This window comes from Pseudomonas sp. 2995-3, assembly GCF_002742565.1.
Classification (GTDB): Bacteria; Pseudomonadota; Gammaproteobacteria; order Pseudomonadales; family Pseudomonadaceae; genus Aquipseudomonas; species Aquipseudomonas edaphica.
Genome location: NZ_LJSB01000141.1, coordinates 13,628 through 31,314, shown reverse-complemented (window position 1 = coordinate 31,314; position 17,687 = coordinate 13,628). Strand labels below are relative to the sequence as shown.

14 protein-coding genes and 1 tRNA gene are annotated in these 17,687 nt (G+C 59.7%); 13 read left to right on the top strand and 2 right to left on the bottom strand.

Going from position 1 to position 17,687, the window contains the following annotated elements; genetic code table 11:
* The first annotated feature begins 1 nt into the window (after position 1).
* The 8 genes from AOA62_RS07550 (at position 2) to AOA62_RS07515 (ending at position 7,895) form a co-directional block, all read left to right on the top strand.
* Positions 2-77, top strand: a tRNA-Glu gene (locus AOA62_RS07550).
* Between the two features lie 183 nt (positions 78-260).
* A complete protein-coding gene (locus tag AOA62_RS07545) occupies positions 261-800 on the top strand; it encodes a TetR/AcrR family transcriptional regulator (RefSeq protein WP_017138728.1) in 540 nt (179 codons plus the stop codon).
* Between the two features lie 14 nt (positions 801-814).
* Complete coding sequence (locus tag AOA62_RS07540; protein ID WP_017138729.1) at positions 815-1,648, top strand: alpha/beta hydrolase; 834 nt, start codon at positions 815-817, stop codon at positions 1,646-1,648.
* 37 nt (positions 1,649-1,685) lie between these two features.
* Positions 1,686-2,120, top strand: a complete 435-nt coding sequence (locus tag AOA62_RS07535) for a thioesterase family protein (RefSeq protein ID WP_058419746.1) — start codon at positions 1,686-1,688, stop codon at positions 2,118-2,120.
* 55 nt (positions 2,121-2,175) lie between these two features.
* Positions 2,176-3,135 (top strand): tRNA-dihydrouridine synthase, encoded by a 960-nt coding sequence (locus AOA62_RS07530; RefSeq protein WP_099548320.1) that lies wholly within the window; start codon positions 2,176-2,178, stop codon positions 3,133-3,135.
* Between the two features lie 572 nt (positions 3,136-3,707).
* Positions 3,708-4,691 carry a hypothetical protein gene (locus AOA62_RS07525; RefSeq protein ID WP_099548317.1) on the top strand — a complete coding sequence of 328 codons (984 nt, stop codon included), beginning with the start codon at positions 3,708-3,710 and terminating at the stop codon, positions 4,689-4,691.
* A 78-nt stretch (positions 4,692-4,769) separates the two neighbouring features.
* Positions 4,770-5,804, top strand: coding sequence for a hypothetical protein (locus tag AOA62_RS07520; RefSeq protein WP_329606432.1), 1,035 nt, complete (start codon positions 4,770-4,772; stop codon positions 5,802-5,804).
* Between the two features lie 177 nt (positions 5,805-5,981).
* Positions 5,982-7,895 carry a hypothetical protein gene (locus AOA62_RS07515; protein WP_244973011.1) on the top strand — a complete coding sequence of 638 codons (1,914 nt, stop codon included), beginning with the start codon at positions 5,982-5,984 and terminating at the stop codon, positions 7,893-7,895.
* Here the strand turns inward: AOA62_RS07515 and AOA62_RS07510 are convergent.
* Together AOA62_RS07510 and AOA62_RS07505 are read right to left on the bottom strand one after the other, a co-directional pair.
* A complete protein-coding gene (locus AOA62_RS07510) occupies positions 7,881-11,189 on the bottom strand; it encodes an EAL domain-containing protein (RefSeq protein ID WP_017138735.1) in 3,309 nt (1,102 codons plus the stop codon). The two genes, AOA62_RS07515 and AOA62_RS07510, sit on opposite strands and share 15 nt — an antisense overlap.
* 67 nt (positions 11,190-11,256) lie before the next feature.
* Positions 11,257-12,147 (bottom strand): LysR family transcriptional regulator, encoded by an 891-nt coding sequence (locus AOA62_RS07505; protein WP_099548313.1) that lies wholly within the window; start codon positions 12,145-12,147, stop codon positions 11,257-11,259.
* Between the two features lie 140 nt (positions 12,148-12,287).
* On the opposite strand from AOA62_RS07505, the gene leuC reads away from it, so the two are divergent.
* The 5 genes from leuC to asd all read left to right on the top strand — a co-directional run bounded on the left by leuC (position 12,288) and on the right by asd (position 17,567).
* Positions 12,288-13,706 (top strand): 3-isopropylmalate dehydratase large subunit, encoded by a 1,419-nt coding sequence (leuC, locus tag AOA62_RS07500; protein WP_099548310.1) that lies wholly within the window; start codon positions 12,288-12,290, stop codon positions 13,704-13,706.
* A 10-nt stretch (positions 13,707-13,716) separates the two neighbouring features.
* A complete protein-coding gene (gene leuD / locus AOA62_RS07495; protein ID WP_003234333.1) occupies positions 13,717-14,361 on the top strand; it encodes a 3-isopropylmalate dehydratase small subunit in 645 nt (214 codons plus the stop codon).
* Positions 14,362-14,489: 128 nt separating this feature from the next.
* Positions 14,490-15,254, top strand: coding sequence for a class I SAM-dependent methyltransferase (locus tag AOA62_RS07490; RefSeq protein WP_017138737.1), 765 nt, complete (start codon positions 14,490-14,492; stop codon positions 15,252-15,254).
* Between the two features lie 53 nt (positions 15,255-15,307).
* Entirely contained in the window at positions 15,308-16,390 is a 1,083-nt protein-coding gene (gene leuB, locus AOA62_RS07485) for a 3-isopropylmalate dehydrogenase (protein ID WP_021491199.1), read from the top strand.
* Positions 16,391-16,454: 64 nt separating this feature from the next.
* Positions 16,455-17,567 carry an aspartate-semialdehyde dehydrogenase gene (gene asd, locus AOA62_RS07480; RefSeq protein WP_017138739.1) on the top strand — a complete coding sequence of 371 codons (1,113 nt, stop codon included), beginning with the start codon at positions 16,455-16,457 and terminating at the stop codon, positions 17,565-17,567.
* Positions 17,568-17,687 lie beyond the last annotated feature (120 nt).

Below are 17,687 nucleotides of genomic sequence, written 5' to 3'. Positions count from 1 at the left end.
TGTCCCCTTCGTCTAGTGGCCTAGGACACCGCCCTTTCACGGCGGTAACAGGGGGTCGAGTCCCCTAGGGGGCGCCACGATTACCCGCTCTGCGGGATTTTTAAGGGTCATTCAATTATTGAATGGCCCTTTTGTTTGTCTGGCGTTTGGCCAATTCTCTCCTCAGTGCCCCTTATTCTGTCCTGACCAGCGGTCATGCCTGTCGCTTGCTAAATATTATTATGGTAATAATATTCAACCCATGAGAGACGGAGGCACTGATGAGCGATAAAAAAGCGCAAACCCGCGAACGCATTTTGCAGGCTGCCAGCGCGGCGTTGATCCAGCGCGGCCCGGCTGAGCCGAGTGTCGGCGAAGTCATGGGCGCAGCCGGGCTCACGGTCGGCGGTTTCTACGCGCACTTTGAAAGCAAGGACGCGCTGATGCTGGAGGCCTTCACCCAGTTGCTGGCTCGGCGGCGTGCGTCGATCGACGACATGGACGCGCAACTGACCGGAGAGGAGCGCAGAAGCCTGGTGGCGGCGTTCTACCTGTCGCGCAAGCACCGCGACTCCACCGACCACGCCTGCCCGATCCCGGCCACCGTGGGCGAGATGAGCCGCCTGCCGGACGAGTTCCGCCTGGCGCTCAACGAGCACACCGAATTGATGGCCGCCCAACTGGCCGCCAGCCCCGAAGACACCGACAAGGCCTTGGCCGATATGGCCTTGATGATCGGCGGCCTGGCGCTGGCCCGCGCGCTTGGCCCGGGTGAATTGTCCGACCGCGTGTTGCGCGCCGCCAAGTCGGCGGTGCGTTAAAGAGGAGTCGCATGATGGGCGCATTAACCTGGATTCGTGGTTTCCATGGCACCGTTGGCCGTTTGGCGCCGCGAACGGTGGCCAGCAAATTGCGCCGCACCTTCATGACACCGCGCAACTTGCCGCCGCGAGATTGGGAGCTGCCGCTGCTGGCGCAATCGGAGCGCATCACCTTGCGTTTCGGCTTGTCAGCGTTGTGCTGGGGCCAAGGCCCAGCAGTATTGCTGATGCACGGTTGGGAAGGGCGCCCCACGCAGTTCGCCAGCTTGATCACCGCGTTGGTGGACAATGGTTATTCGGTAATAGCCCTGGATGGCCCGGCCCATGGTCGCTCGCCGGGGCGTGAAGCGCATGTGTTGCTGTTTGCCCGCGCCATGCTCGATGCTGCCGCTGAGTTGCCGCCGCTGCATGCGGTGGTCGGGCATTCCATGGGCGGCGCCAGTGCGATGCTGGCGGTGCAATTGGGGTTGCGCACTGAAGCGCTGGTGAGCATTGCCGCGCCCTCGCGCTTCCTGGATGTGCTGCGTGGCTTTACCCGCATGGTGGGCTTGCCGCCGCGTGCGCGCTCGGCGTTTATCCAGGAGGTCGAACAGACTTTCGGCATGCCGCTCAAGCACCTGGATGTGGCCCACTACCAGATGAACCTGCCGGGGTTGATCGTGCACGCTGAAGACGACACGTTCGTCCCGGTCAAAGCCTCGCAAGCCATTCATGAGGCTTGGTTCGACAGCCGCCTGCTGCGCCTGGAGCAGGGCGGTCATCAGCGGGTGCTGGCCGATCCACGGGTGATCGAGGGTGTGTTGGCCTTGTTGGCCGGCAGTCGTTTACAGGAGCGGCAAACCGCCTGATACACTGCCCGGCGACATTCATCGACTGGAGCAAGGCATGGGCTGGGATCTGGCAGCGCCGTTTATCATCGACCTGCAGGTCGCCGCTGAAGACATCGATGGCCTTGGGCACGCCAATAATGCGGTGTACGTGTCCTGGCTGGAGCGTTGTGCGTGGCGTCACTCCCAGCGTCTGGGGCTGGACCTTACCGCGTATCGCCGGCTGGACCGCGCCATGGCCGTGGTTCGCCATGAGATCGACTACCTGGCGGCCGGCTACGAAGGTGACGAGCTGCAATTGGCCACCTGGATCGTCGACTGGGACCAGCGCCTGAAGATGACTCGGCGCTTCCAGTTGGTACGCCCCAGCGATGGTGCGACCCTGCTGCGTGCGCAAACCACCTTTGTTTGCATCGAGCTGTCCAGCGGCAAACCCAAGCGCATGCCCGCCGAGTTTCTCGATGGCTATGGCCCGGCCCTGACAGGGGGTTAACGGTTACTGTGGGAAACCCAGTAAACTGCGCCACGATTTTTGTTGAGTGTTTCCCATGCAAATTGCTTTGGCGCCCATGGAGGGGTTGGTCGACAACATCCTGCGGGACGTGTTGACTCGCGTGGGCGGTATTGACTGGTGCGTGACCGAGTTCATTCGCGTCAACGACCGCCTGCTCACCCCGGCCTATTTCCACAAGCTCGCCCCCGAACTGCTGCACGGTGCCCACACCGCAGCGGGCGTGCCGTTGCGCGTGCAGTTGCTGGGCTCGGACCCGGTGTGCCTGGCGGAAAACGCTGCGTTGGCGTGCGAATTGGGTTCCGAGGTGATCGACCTGAACTTCGGCTGCCCGGCCAAGACCGTCAACAAATCCCGTGGCGGTGCGGTACTGCTCAAGGAGCCCGAGCTGCTCAACCAGATCGTCGAGCACGTGCGCCGCGCCGTGCCGGCGCATATACCGGTCACTGCGAAAATGCGCCTGGGCTTCGACAGCCCCGACGGTGCGTTGGTGTGCGCCACGGCCCTGGCTGAAGGCGGCGCGGCGCACATCGTGGTGCATGCGCGCACCAAGACCGATGGCTACAAGCCGCCGGCCCATTGGGAGTGGATTCCGCGGGTGCAAGACGTGGTCAAGGTGCCGGTGTTTGCCAATGGCGATATCTGGAGCGTCGAAGACTGGAAGCGTTGCCGCGAAGTCAGCGGCGCCGAAGACATCATGCTTGGCCGTGGCCTGGTGGCCCGCCCGGACCTGGCCCGGCAGATTGTGGCGGCGAAGGCAGGCGAAGAGGTGGTAGAGATGACGTGGGCAGACATGCAGCCGATGCTCCAGGAGTTCTGGCGCCAATCGGTGGCGCAACTGACCGAAAAGCAGGCGCCGGGCCGTTTGAAGCAGTGGCTGGCGATGCTCACGCGCAACTACCCCGAGGCAGTCGAGTTGTTTACCGCGCTGCGCCGCGAAACCGGGTTGGAGCAGGTCAGCCGCTTGCTGGGTATGAAGCATCCCGACCCGGCGTAGTGAAGCGATCACAGCCGCCTTTGTTTCAAAAATGCTCCGTATTGAAAGATACGGAGCATTTTTGCATTTAAAGGTATTGCCGGGGAGGCTCGCCAAGCTTGAGAGGTGGCGTTTTTTCGCTGTCGGAAGCTTTTTTAGTGCTGGAAAGCAACAGTCGCTGCCAAACCGGGTTTGGAAATTGATACAGAGTTGTTCTAAATAGTCAGTCGTTTTCTAATCAAGTAATAAATGTTGCGACAGGTGTTTCATTGAGTGCGGAGTATCACACGTTGTCGTTTTGTTGGTTAGTTAATCATGTCGCTTAATTGCAGCCTTGGCAGTTTATAAGTGCATGTGTCCGCTGTTATGCGGGTAGGGGTGAGCGACGTCTCGGTTTTTCGTGAATAACAACGGGGAAAAGTCCTAAAGGTTGATTTGGTTTCCTTATATGAAGCGCGATTTCTGGAACTCAATAATCTCGCGCTTCACAAAAGTAGGGTCTGTGAAGCAGCGCTGTTGCTTGCAGCACTTATAATGACTGTCGCTGTTCTGGGTTTTAATTGCCCAGGCTGCGCTTAATTAGGAAATTGCTAATGTCTTTTTCGATCAACCATTCGCCCTCTATCAACTCTGATACGTTGCCCCTTGACCTGACAATCTCGAAAGAACCCAATGTCGGTAAGCCTGTTGGCCTGCACGGGGCTGGTTTGGGGCACACTCCACCCGCCCCCCGAACTGAGTTTTCCACGGCTCTGCAGCGTGACGGGTTGAATAATGCCAACATGCTCACGAAACTGTTTGATATGTTTGAACAACTTGTCAGCGCCCTGCGTGAGATGTTTTCGGGCAAGGCCGAAACAGTTGCCCTAATGCCTCACACCGATACAACAGCCAATACCACGCAAGGTATATACCCTCAGAACGACGTGGCTGTGCACACCCAACCTCTGCTGAAGGACGCTGCGGCTGCCGCGTCTCAATTGAAAGGCAAGCTGCAAACAGGCTCGCTGTCCAAGGTTATTTCGGACGTTGCGGATCAACTAAAAGAGAAGTCGGATGAGGATTCGCATCCAGCAGCGATACCAGTCTTCGGGAGCCGTGTTTCACATCCGATGCGCGAATCCGGTGTGAGCGTAACCAATCAGGCAAAACCGCAGGTCAAGGTGGAGGTCAATATCAACCATTGCCACTGTCCCGAGACTTTGGTTGAGCGCGATGGAATAACAACCGGTGTAAGTGTACCGGTTGATCACCGCCCTCGGACGCGGATAAACCTTAAGCCTGACAGCCCTGCCGAGCCGCACCCCACTGTTGGCGAGACGCTCAAGACGGTTTCGCCTATCACGCCTGTAGCGCCGGCACCGATTGACGACCACGACCACGACCACGACCACGACAGCCATAGCAAACCGCGCCACATCCATAGTGAGGTGCCAGGCTCGCCCAGGAAGACCCCGCAGGAAGACTTGGAGGTACTCACTAAGCCCAAGGTTGGCGTCACGAGCCCAGGCCCTGCTGAAAATGAGAATGATCGTTGGGACCAGGGCTTCTCCAGCCGCTCCCGGCTGAGGAACTGACACCCGCCAGGGTGTTTTTACTTCGCCGATAACGCCGCGTTTCCCCGGGCCCAAGGTTCGGGGAACCGTTTGAAAAACGTGGAGCAAGTCATGGTGTATTACCGAATTGATAACATCGCTTACCCAGATGTGCGTCAGCTGCCAAGCATGGATTTGCATGGCGCACCCAATGAGCGCGCGTCCTTTTACGCGCCAAAACATGCCGGTTCGCGGTGGAACTCGGTGCCGGTGCCCAGTGATAGGCCTGGGCAACAAAGGGCTCAAAGCCTGGTGGACAGGGTTGCCGCATTTTTAGCGCAAGTGGCCAGTGGTCCCTCGCAGCCAAAGGCTAAGGTCTTTCCCGATGTGCCCCCACAACCCCAAGTGAATCCCCAGGCGGTGAGGCGTGCCGCGCCAGCTGACTCGGCGCCCGTGCTGACTTGCGTGCCTGCGCAGGCGCATGGAGGCGATATCCCGGGTTTGTCCGATAAGCGTAATGGCGCAAAGCCATTGAATATTTGGAGTGGGTTCCGTCAGGGGCCAGGCGGTAACTGTGCCACGGTAGCGACGATCAAGGCTGCCATGCACACATTCGGTCAAAGCCCGACAGACATCTACCGCGAAGTCAGGCGGCTGGACGGTGGTTATCGGGTAACGATGCGCGACAATTACACGCTCACATTGACCGACCGAGAGTTGGCAGTCGCCTCGCGCGCTTCGCAGTTCATCGGCCCCGATAAAGGCATGCTCAAGGATGCGCACTTTTTGTTTGCCGTCAGTGCCAAGCGTGCACACGAGGAGAACAACGACACAACGGCGGGTGAGAGCTTTGACGCGGGTGTGGAGAGTTTGAATGATGGTGAGGATGAGGAAAAGCCTGGCGAGGGCTTCCTGCGGTTAGGGCTAATTCACTATATGAAAAACGTCAGCGTGCGTGAGCTTGCCGAAGGTCACGTGGGCGTGAGTAATCGGCGGGGGCACTCGGTAGCAGTCATCAATGGCCTTGAAGAGATTTGGGGGCGGCCCGGGGCTGAGCCTCGGCGAGGGGAGGCTGTGGCACTCAAGCGCACTCCTTGCTGTCAAGGCCTGGCCTCGCTGGGCGCGAATGATCAGGTAATAAAAGATAAGCGTTGACCGTAACTTTCTACTTATCGCAACTCATTGATTTAACTCTTCTTCTCAACGTGTATTGATTGACAGACTGCAGGAGTCATTTTTGTGGACGTAGCCAGGCTTAACCTCTCTACTCGTTCAACACCCGTACATTCCCTGCCTTTTACAGGGCCGATCTCAGACTCCACAGACGTTAAATTGCTGGACGTTGTCAACGCATTCAATGCCCCTCAAAGACGCTTTGGTGAGGACTATGACGCCAGTGCTCACTTAGCGGTTATCAAAATGATGATGGTTACTTTTGGTCAACGCCCTTCGGACTTGTTTACGCAGGTCAAGCGTGCCGAGCAGGGGTATGAGGTCACGCTTAGAGATGGCAACAAAGTTCAAGTGTCCGATCTCGAGTTACGGCAAACAGCCGCCGGCTCAAGAATTGTTGGACATGACCCGGCGGCGATCAGTGATGCGAACTTTGCATTGGCTGTGTTTGTTAAACGTAAACAACTAATGGGCGTTCAGGCAGGTAATAGTCAGGGGTTTAAGAGTGCATTATCAAATTCGTTGCGTGGTGAGACGACTTATAATGTGCTCAAGGGCCTGGGCATGGCCGGTTTTTTACGCCAAGTACCGTCGGCGCAGTTGGCAGGCAGCGGGGTCGGCGTCATGCAAACCCATACATTTGGCGGTGCCCTGGTCTATGGGGGCGTGAGCCATGAATATGGGGGCCAGCGACCTGTCGAGCGTCCCTATGTCTACGTGCTGGTTAATCACAATACGTCCGTTGAGGTGCAGGGTAATGCCTCTGGTTTGAGTGCCAGCGCTCAGCCTCAGAGCCCCTCCGACCCCGGCGTGCCGCCAATGAGCGATTTGTCTTCCGACATCCCTGTTCGAGCAAAGGGGCAGAAACCTGTCGATATGGTAAGAAGTTTTGACGTCGCTGAACGACGGTTCGGTGAGGGCGATACCCGTCGGCATGCGTCAGTGATCAAAATGATGATGATGAGGTTTGGTCAAAGTCCGCAGGATGTGTTCGACAAGGTCGTGGCGGCCGCAGAGGGCTATGACATCACCATGAAGGACGGTTTTTCTTTACATCTGTCCAAAGAAGAATTGAGTCGCACGGCCGGGGTCTCGCGGTTTACCGGCGGTGACGGCGGTATTGTGATGGATGCCAATTTCATCTTGGCGGCCTATGTAAAACGTGTGCAACTGTCCAGTACGGACCCTGATAAACAGGGGAGCTTCGAGCGCGCGTTATCCGCGGTCATGCTTAATGATACGGTGTACCGGGCATTAAAAGGGATGGGGATGATCGGTTTCCTGCGCATTGTCGAACCCGAAAAAATGTTGAAAAAAGGCGCCGTTGCTGTCTTGGATAATTACGCTGGTGAGTTTGTACTGGATGGCATCAAATACTCGTCGGGAAAACAACAGCCTGTTGTCAAAGACTATGGCTATATGCTCGCCATGCAGCCGCCGAGCACTTCGTCGGCGCAACCGGGCGGGAACATTTCAAACCTCTCCAATCGTCAGGTGGGCGTCAAGCCTGACAATATCTGGAGTGGGTTCTATCAAGGTTCAGAACTCAACTGCGTCACCGTCTCTGCGATCAAGGCCGCGATGATGAAGTACGGTCAAAATCCCCAGGGCATTTATAAACGCATTATTGAGACACCCGAGGGTTATACCGTGACCATGCGTGACTCATGCACGGTACACCTGACCCACGATGAGTTGAAAAAAGCGCAAAAAGGTTCGCACTTCTTCGGTGAAGATAAAGGTCTTTTGCACGATGCGATTTTCATGTTCGCGGTGAGCGCAAAGCGCGCGCAAATGGAAAATCACGAGTTTCGGGCTGAAGCGAGTTTTGAGGCCGCCATGGGGACGCTCAATGATAGAGAAACCCCTGGCGAAGCACTTCGGCGCCTTGGCTTGTATGCCTTCACGCGTAGCAGCACTGCCGAGGAATTGGCCAGTGGCGTTGCGGGCACTCTTGCCAATCATGGCCACTCCGTAGGCGTTTTTGACGGAATTATCGATTTTTATGGGTCAACAATAAAATTGGCCGGTTCGGACTGGGAGAAAGGCGCTCACGCGTTAAAACTGGTGTAGACCGGGTGAGGGCGGTTGGACCAGTAACTGCCTGAACGCCTTGATCGGCAACGGCCGGCTGTGCAAATACCCTTGGAACAAATGGCACCCCAGCTTTTGCAGGAACGCCAGTTGCTCCGGCGTTTCCACGCCCTCGGCAATTACATCAAGGTTGAGGCTGCGGGCCATGGCCACGATGGCGCGGATGATTTCCGCGTCGTTGGGGTCATGGGTGGCATCGCGCACGAAGGACTGGTCGATCTTCAGCGCATCCACCGGCAGGCGTTTGAGATAAGTCAGCGACGAATAGCCGGTGCCGAAGTCATCCATGGCAAAGCTCACGCCGAGCTTTTTCAGGCGGCGCATCTTGGCCACGGTGTCGTCCAGGTTCTGGATGACGATGCCTTCGGTGATCTCCAGCTTTAACAGGCTGCAGGGCAGATGATGCTGTTTGAGGCTGTGTTCTACCCGCTCCACAAAGTCGTTCTGGCGAAACTGCCGGGGGCTGATATTCACGCACAGGCTGAAATTTAGCGGGTCTACCAGGCCCTCGGCAATCAGCTGCGCAAAGGCGCCGCAGGCCTCATCGAGAATCCAGGTGCCGACCTCCAGGATCAGGCCGCTGTCTTCCAGTACCTTGATAAATTCGGTGGGTGACTGCGCGCCCAATTGTGGGTGCTGCCAGCGCACCAGCGCCTCGGCGCCGACAATTTTGTTGCCGCGTGCATCCACCTGGGGTTGGTAATGCACGCTGAACTCACCGCGTGACAGCGCCAGGCGCAGGTCGGTCTCCATGCGCAGACGCTCACTGGCGGTTTTCTGCATGCTGTTGTGGAACATTTGCGTGGTGTTGCGCCCCGAGTCCTTGGCGCGATACAGCGCAATATCGGCGCGCTTGAGCAGGTCGGCCGGTGTGGAGCCATGATCGGGTATAAGCGCCACGCCGATGCTCGGTGTGACCTGCAAGCGGTGGCCATCCAGGAACATCGGCTCCGACAGCAGTTCGCGCAGCGTGTCGGCCAATACTTGTACTTGGCCGCTGACCGCTGTGCGTGTGCCTTCCAGGCCACTGAGCAACACCACGAATTCATCGCCGCCCAGGCGCGCCACGGTGTCTTCCAGGCGCACGCTGGCTTCCAGCCGTGCAGTGACTATTTTCAGCACGGTGTCGCCCACCGGGTGACCGAGGGAATCATTGATGTGCTTGAAGTGGTCAAGGTCGAGGAACAATAACGCGCCGCGCAGGTTATGGCGTTTGAGCAGGGCGATCTGCTGACTGAGACGGTCCATCAGCAGCGCGCGGTTGGGCAGGTTGGTCAGAGGGTCGTGGTAGGCCAGGTGACGAATCTGCGCCTGGGCGTTTTTCAACAGGCTCACATCCCGTGCAGTCAACAGCAGGCACGGGGTTTCATTGAGGGTGATGGGTTCGACCGAGACTTCCACCGCCAACACTTCACCGCGCTTGTTGTGCCAGAGCATTTCCAGGTGATGAATGCGGCCCTTGATCTGCAGTTCGGCCAACAATGCCGCGCGCTGGTTTTCATCGGCCCAGATGCCGATCTGGTAGAGCGTGAGGCCGATGGCTTCTTCGGCGCGGTAGCCGGTCAGGCGGCAGAAGCCGTCGTTGACCTCGACGTAACGGCCGGTGTCGCGCTCGGTAATGGAAATCGCGTCAGGGCTGGAGTGAAAGGCCTTGGCGAACTTCTCTTCACTGGCCTTGAGCGCGGCTTCCGAGCGCTGTTGCTGGGTGATATCGCGCAACGTCGTGACAATGCAGGGTTGGTCACCGACCTTGATCAACCGGCTGGAAATCACGCAGGTCAGGCTGTGGCCGTTCTGGTGATGCACCACCAGGGCCACATTGCTCAACGATTGTTCGCGGATCACCTGCTCAATGCGTTGCAGGCGCTGGCTCGAATCGTCCCACAGGCCGATCTGCTCGGCGCTGTTGCCGATGACGTCGGCAGCGGTCCAGCCGAAGGTCTGGGTAAAGGCCGGGTTGATCTCGATAAACACGCCGCTGTCCAGGCAGGTTACGCAGATTGGGTCGGGGCTGGCCTGGAACAGGCTGGCGAATTTTTCCTCGGAGGCGGTCAGGCGTTGTTCGCGTTCAACCTGGTCGGTGATATCGAGCAAGGTGCCGGCCATGCGCAGCGGCTTGCCGGCGTCATCGCGATACAGGCGTGCACGGCTTTCCAGATAGCGCGGGCTGCCATCTTCCATTTCCACGCGGTAGGTCAACTGATAGTTGCCGTCCGGGCCTTCGCGCAGGCTGCGGTAGGCGTTGCGCATGCCCTCGCGGTCGGCATCGGACATGCCTTCAAAAAACGCATCGAAGGCTTCGTGGAACGGTTCGGGCGGCAGGCCGTGCAACTGGGCAGCGCGGGCCGAGCCGTAGAGCATGCCGGTGGGGATATGCCAGTCCCAGGTGCCCAGTTGCGCCGAATCCAGGGCCAGGTCGAGGCGCTCCTGGCTGTCCTTGAGGGCCTGCTCGGCGTTCTTGCGGTCGGTGGTGTCAAGAAAGGTGCTGATCAGGTAAGCCTCGCCCTCAAGCTCGACCTTTTGCGCGCTGAGGGTGCCATCGTGAATCTGGCCGTTGCTGGCGCAGAACTGCACGTCCATGGTGATCGGCTCGCCCTTGCGCTGGGTGGCCTTGACCAGCAGCGCGCGCTCCTCGGGGTGGCGCCACAGGCCCAGCTCCAGGGTGGTGCGGCCGATGGCCTCGGCCACGGGCCAGCCAAAGTGAATCTCGAAGTACTGGTTGGCTTCGCTGATGCGGCCGTCGGACTGGCGGGTGAGCAACACCATGTTGGGGCACAGGTGAAACAGCGTGGCGAAGCGTTTTTCCGATTGCATGAGGGCGTGTTCGCGCTCGCGTTGGCGAGTGGTTTCGCGAATTACCCCGATCATGCGGCGCCGGCCGGTTTTGTCCGGCGCCAGGCTGCCGTTGATTTCCAGCCAGTGATGGCTGCCATCCGGCCATTGGATGTGGTGGTGCATGGCCTGCTCGAACGGCTCGCCCGCCAGCACCGCATGGAACGCGCGCACCACCCGGGCGCGGTCCTGCGGCGCCAGCAGGTCCAGGTAGTCGAGGTCTTTGGGCAAGGGTTGCCGAGGGTCGTAGCCAAACAACGCCTGGGTGCCGCGTGACCAGCTGATCCTGCCGGTATCGATTTCCCAGCACCACGCGCCAAGGCGGGCAGCATTGAGGGCCGCCAGCAATTGTGGAGCACTTTCCCAGCTTTGTTCCGCCTCTTGAGGGTCCAAGGCGTAAATGCGCGGCAGGGGCGGTACGGAATCGACGGGGTTGCGCATTATCAATGGGCCTTGGCTCAATGGGCGTTCGGCGCGGGATTATTCAGGCTTTATGGGCCGCACAGCTTCATGCCGGTATCCCTGGCAGATCGACCTGTGCATCCAATAGGCTCATGAAAGCCCGCGCAGCGTTCGACAGCGTCCTTTCGGTGTGCACGATATAGCCTAGCTGGCGACTGAGCTGTATGCCCGGCAAAGCGATACTTGCCACCTGATCATCGAGCATGGTGCGCGGCAAAACGCTCCAGGCCAGGCCGATGGAGACCATCATCTTGATGGTTTCCAGGTAGTTGGTGCTCATGGCGATGTTGGGCGTGAGGCCCTGGGCCTCGAACAACCGTCTGACGATATGGTGGGTAAAGGTGTTGCCGCCGGGAAAGACCGCCGGGTGTTTGGCAATGTCGGCAAGGCTGACCGTGCCGTTGCCGGTCAAGCTGTGTTCCGGTGCCACCACGAAGTCCAGCGGGTCGTCCCACACCGGCGTGGCGCGCACCAGGTTGTGCGGTTCAGGTGCCAGGGTGATGACCGCCACTTCGGCGCGGCCATGGAGGATTTCTTCGTAGGCCACTTCCGAATCAAGGAACTGAATATCCAGTGCCACATTGGGATATTGCCGGGTAAAGGTGCGCAGAATGGGCGGCAGGCGGTGCAGGCCGATGTGATGGCTGGTGGCCAATGTCAGCCGGCCGCTGACTTCGCCGGTCAGGTTGGTGAGCGCCCGGCGTGTATCGTCCAGCACATTCAAAATCTGATAAGCGCGTGGCAGCAGGGCGCGCCCGGCTTCGGTCAGGCCGACTTCACGGCCCAGGCGATCGAACAGGCGCACCTTTAATTGTTGTTCCAGCCCGGCGATGCGTTTGCTGATCGCAGGCTGGGTCAGGTGCAGGCGATCACCGGCGCCGGAAAAGCTGCCGGTCTCGGCGATGGCGATAAAGGCATTGAGGTTGGCCAGGTCCATGGTGGTATTCCAGTTGGTAATCCAAAGCATAAAAAATATGAATTTGAGTTATTTAATGTAGCGCCATACCATCAGCCTCACAAGCCAAAGGGTTATTGAAAAGCCCGGCGTATAGATGCACCTGTGATGAGGACCGACTGATGGCCGGCAAAACGCTTTACGACAAGCTTTGGGATTCCCATGAAGTGAAACGGCGCGACGATGGCTCGTCGCTGATCTATATCGACCGTCACATCATCCATGAAGTGACCTCGCCCCAAGCGTTCGAAGGCCTGCGACTGGCCGGGCGCAAGCCTTGGCGCGTCGACTCGATCATCGCCACCCCGGACCACAACGTGCCGACCACCCCGGAACGCAAGGGCGGGATCGACGCCATCGTCGACACCGTGTCGCGCCTTCAGGTGCAGACCCTCGACGACTACTGCGACGAATATGGCATCACCGAATTCAAGATGAATGATGTGCGTCAAGGCATCGTCCACGTGATCGGCCCGGAGCAGGGCGCCACCTTGCCGGGCATGACCGTGGTCTGCGGCGACTCCCACACGTCCACCCACGGCGCGTTCGGCGCCCTGGCGCACGGCATCGGCACCTCCGAGGTGGAACATGTGTTCGCCACCCAGTGCCTGGTCGCCAAGAAGATGAAAAATATGTTGGTGAAAGTCGAAGGCAAATTGCCGTTCGGCGTGACCGCCAAAGACATCGTGCTGGCCGTGATCGGCAAGATTGGCACCGCCGGCGGTAACGGCCACGCCATCGAATTCGCCGGCAGCGCGATTCGCGACCTGTCCATCGAAGGCCGCATGACCATCTGCAACATGTCCATCGAAGCCGGTGCCCGCGTGGGCATGGTGGCGGCGGACGAAAAAACCGTTGAATACGTCAAAGGTCGCCCATTCGCACCGGCGGGCGCCGATTGGGATGCCGCCGTTGAGGCCTGGAAAGACCTGGTCTCCGACACCGACGCGGTGTTCGACACCGTGGTCGAGCTCGACGCTGCCCAGATCAAGCCGCAAGTCAGCTGGGGTACCTCGCCGGAAATGGTCCTGGCGGTTGACCAGAACGTGCCGGACCCGGCTAAAGAAACCGACTTGGTCAAGCGCGGTTCCATCGAGCGCGCCCTGAAATACATGGGCTTGCAAGCCAACCAGGCGATCACCGACATTCAGTTGGATCGCGTGTTTATCGGTTCCTGCACCAACTCGCGGATCGAAGACCTGCGCGCTGCGGCGGTGATCGCCAAGGGCCGCAAAGTGGCTTCGACCATCAAGCAAGCCATCGTGGTGCCGGGTTCGGGCCTGGTCAAAGCCCAAGCCGAAGCCGAAGGCCTGGACAAGATCTTCCTCGAAGCCGGTTTTGAATGGCGTGAGCCGGGCTGCTCGATGTGCCTGGCGATGAACCCGGATCGTTTGGAATCGGGCGAGCATTGCGCGTCTACGTCCAACCGTAACTTCGAAGGGCGTCAGGGCGCTGGTGGCCGTACCCACCTGGTCAGCCCGGCCATGGCCGCTGCGGCTGCCGTCAACGGTCGTTTCATCGACGTTCGCGAATTGATCTGAGGAATACCCGATGAGAGCTTTTACCCAACACACCGGCCTTGTCGCCCCTTTGGATCGCGCCAACGTCGACACCGACCAGATCATCCCCAAGCAGTTCTTGAAGTCGATCAAGCGCACCGGTTTCGGCCCTAACCTGTTCGACGAGTGGCGCTACCTGGACGTGGGCTACGCCTACCAGGACAACTCCAAGCGCCCGTTGAACAAGGATTTCGTACTCAACGCCGAACGCTATCAGGGCGCCAGTGTATTGCTGGCGCGGGAAAACTTTGGCTGCGGCTCCAGCCGTGAACACGCGCCGTGGGCGCTGGAAGAATATGGCTTTCGCAGCATCATCGCGCCAAGCTACGCCGACATCTTCTTCAACAACAGCTTCAAGAACGGCTTGCTGCCGATCATCTTGAGCGATGCCGAAGTGGATGAGTTGTTCAAGCAGGTGGAAGCTGATGTGGGCTACCAACTGACCGTTGACCTGGCCGCGCAGACCGTGACCCGTCCGGACGGCAAGGTGTATCACTTCGAGGTGGATGCGTTCCGCAAGCATTGCCTGATCAATGGCCTGGACGATATCGGCCTGACCTTGCAGGACGGCGATGCGATTGCCGCGTTTGAAGCCAAACACCGGGCGAGCCAGCCCTGGTTGTTTCGCGATGCCTGATTGGCGGTAACCGTGCGGGCCCCATCGCGGGCAAGCCCGACTCCCACCCTGGAATGCATTCCACTGTGGGAGCTGGCTTGCCTGCGATAGCGCCCGTACAACCACCCCAAAACCCAAGGAAAGCCACCATGACCACCACCGCCCACACCCAAGTCGTGCAAAAACAATTCGGCGAGCAAGCCTCCGCCTACCTGAGCAGTGCCGTGCACGCCCAAGGCACCGAATTCGCGCTGCTCCAGGCCGAATTGGCCGGGCAGGGCGCTGCGCGCCTGCTGGATTTGGGCTGCGGTGCGGGGCATGTGAGTTTCCAGGTGGCGCCACTGGTCAACGAGGTCGTGGCCTACGACCTGTCCCAACAGATGCTCGACGTGGTTGCCGCAGCTGCTATAGACCGCAACCTGGCCAACATCCGCACCGTACACGGCGCCGCCGAGCGCCTGCCATTCGCCGACGGCGAGTTCGACTTCGTGTTCAGCCGCTACTCGGCCCACCACTGGAGCGACCTGGGCCTGGCGCTGCGCGAAGTGCGCCGGGTGCTCAAGCCCGGTGGCGTGGCAGCCTTCGTCGACGTCTTGTCACCGGGCAGCCCACTGTTGGACACTTACCTGCAAACCGTCGAAGTGCTGCGTGACACCAGCCACGTACGCGATTATTGCGCCGCCGAATGGATGCAACAGCTCAGCGAATCCGGCTTGCATGTGCGCACCAGCAGCCGTCAACGCCTGCGCCTGGAATACACCTCGTGGGTCGAGCGCATGCGCACGCCAGAGGTATTGCGCGCGGCGATCCTTGCGCTGCAACAGGCAATGGGCCAGGAAGTGCGCGATTACTACGAGATTCAAGCCGACGGCACCTTCAGCACCGACGTGCTGGTGGTTTTCGCTGAACGCTGATTGATTTTTCCCGACCTGCCCACGGGCGGGTCGCTTGATGAAATGAGGAACGCATGAGCAAGCAGATTCTGATTCTCCCTGGCGACGGTATTGGTCCGGAAATCATGGCCGAAGCGGTCAAGGTCCTGGAACTCGCCAACAGCAAGTACAGCCTGGGCTTTGAGCTGAGCCACGACGTGATCGGCGGCGCGGCCATCGACAAGCACGGCGTGCCGCTGGCTGACGAAACCCTGGACCGCGCCCGTGCGGCCGATGCCGTGCTGCTCGGCGCCGTGGGTGGCCCGAAATGGGACAAGATCGAGCGTGACATCCGCCCTGAGCGCGGCCTGCTGAAAATCCGCGCGCAACTGGGCCTGTTCGGCAACCTGCGCCCGGCCATCCTCTACCCGCAGTTGGCCGACGCGTCGAGCCTCAAACCGGAAGTGGTCGCGGGCCTGGATATCCTGATCGTGCGTGAACTGACCGGCGGTATCTATTTTGGCTCGCCACGCGGCGTGCGCGAGTTGGAGAATGGCGAACGCCAGGCCTACGACACGCTGCCGTACAGCGAGAGTGAAATCCGCCGTATCGCCCGTGTCGGTTTCGACATGGCCCGTGTGCGCGGCAAAAAGGTCTGCTCGGTCGATAAAGCCAACGTACTGGCCTCCAGCCAACTGTGGCGCGAAATCGTCGAGGAAGTCGCCAAGGACTACCCGGACGTCGAGCTGAGCCACATGTACGTCGACAACGCTGCCATGCAACTGGTGCGTGCGCCCAAGCAGTTTGACGTGATCGTCACCGATAACCTGTTTGGCGACATCCTGTCGGACCAGGCCTCGATGCTCACCGGCTCCATCGGCATGCTGCCGTCGGCGTCCCTGGACACCAACAACAAGGGCATGTACGAGCCTTGCCACGGTTCGGCGCCGGACATCGCGGGCCAGGGCATTGCCAACCCGCTGGCGACGATTTTGTCGGTCTCGATGATGCTGCGTTACAGCTTCAACCTGAGCGAAGCGGCGGATGCCATCGAGAAGGCCGTAAGCCTGGTGCTGGATCAAGGTTTGCGCACCGGTGACATTTGGTCACAGGGTTGCACCAAAGTCGGCACGCAAGAAATGGGCGACGCAGTAGTCGCCGCGCTGCGGAATCTGTAATCTCTCCGGCCCGCTTGCAGTTGTTGCTGCAAGGCGGCCCACTTTTTAACAAGGTGTAGTTGCGATGAAACGTGTAGGTCTGATCGGTTGGCGCGGTATGGTCGGTTCCGTGCTCATGCAGCGGATGCTGGAAGAGCAGGATTTCGATCTTATTGAGCCGGTGTTTTTCACCACTTCGAACGTAGGTGGCCAAGGGCCGTCCGTGGGCAAGGATATCGCCCCGCTCAAGGACGCCTACAGCATTGAAGAGCTGAAAACCCTCGATGTGATCCTGACCTGCCAGGGTGGCGACTACACCAGCGAAGTCTTCCCCAAGCTGCGCGAAGCCGGCTGGCAGGGTTACTGGATCGACGCCGCCTCCAGCCTGCGCATGCAGGACGACGCGGTGATCATCCTCGACCCGGTGAACCGCAAGGTCATCGACCAGCAACTGGATGCCGGCACCAAGAACTACGTCGGCGGCAATTGCACCGTCAGCCTGATGCTGATGGGCCTGGGCGGCTTGTTCGAAGCCGGCCTGGTTGAGTGGATGAGCGCCATGACTTATCAGGCGGCGTCCGGCGCCGGTGCGCAGAACATGCGTGAACTGATCAAGCAGATGGGCGCGACCCACGCCGCTGTTGCCGATCAACTGGCCGACCCTGCCAGCGCGATCCTCGACATCGACCGCCGCGTGGCCGAAGCCATGCGCAGCGACGCTTACCCGACCGAGAACTTCGGTGTGCCATTGGCCGGCAGCCTGATCCCGTGGATCGACAAGGAACTGCCAAACGGCCAGAGCCGCGAAGAGTGGAAGGCCCAGGCCGAGACCAACAAGATTTTGGGTCGCTTCAAGAGCCCGATCCCGGTCGACGGCATCTGCGTGCGCATCGGCGCCATGCGCTGCCACAGCCAGGCGCTGACCATCAAGCTGAACAAAGACGTGCCGATCGCCGATATCGAAGGGTTGATCAGCCAGCACAACCCGTGGGTCAAGCTGGTGCCGAACAACCGCGACATCAGCATGCAGGAGCTGAGCCCGACCAAGGTCACCGGCACCCTGAATGTACCGGTGGGCCGTCTGCGCAAGCTGAACATGGGCAGCCAGTTCCTCGGCGCGTTCACGGTCGGCGACCAACTGCTGTGGGGCGCTGCCGAGCCGCTGCGTCGCATGCTGCGGATCTTGCTTGAGCGTTGATCGCTTGAAGCCGTAAGAGAAACCCGCGTACTGGTGACAGGCGCGGGTTTTTTGTTGCCCTTGAGGCCGCCATCGCAGGCAAGCCAGCTCCCACATTGTGTTTTGTAAACACATTCAAGG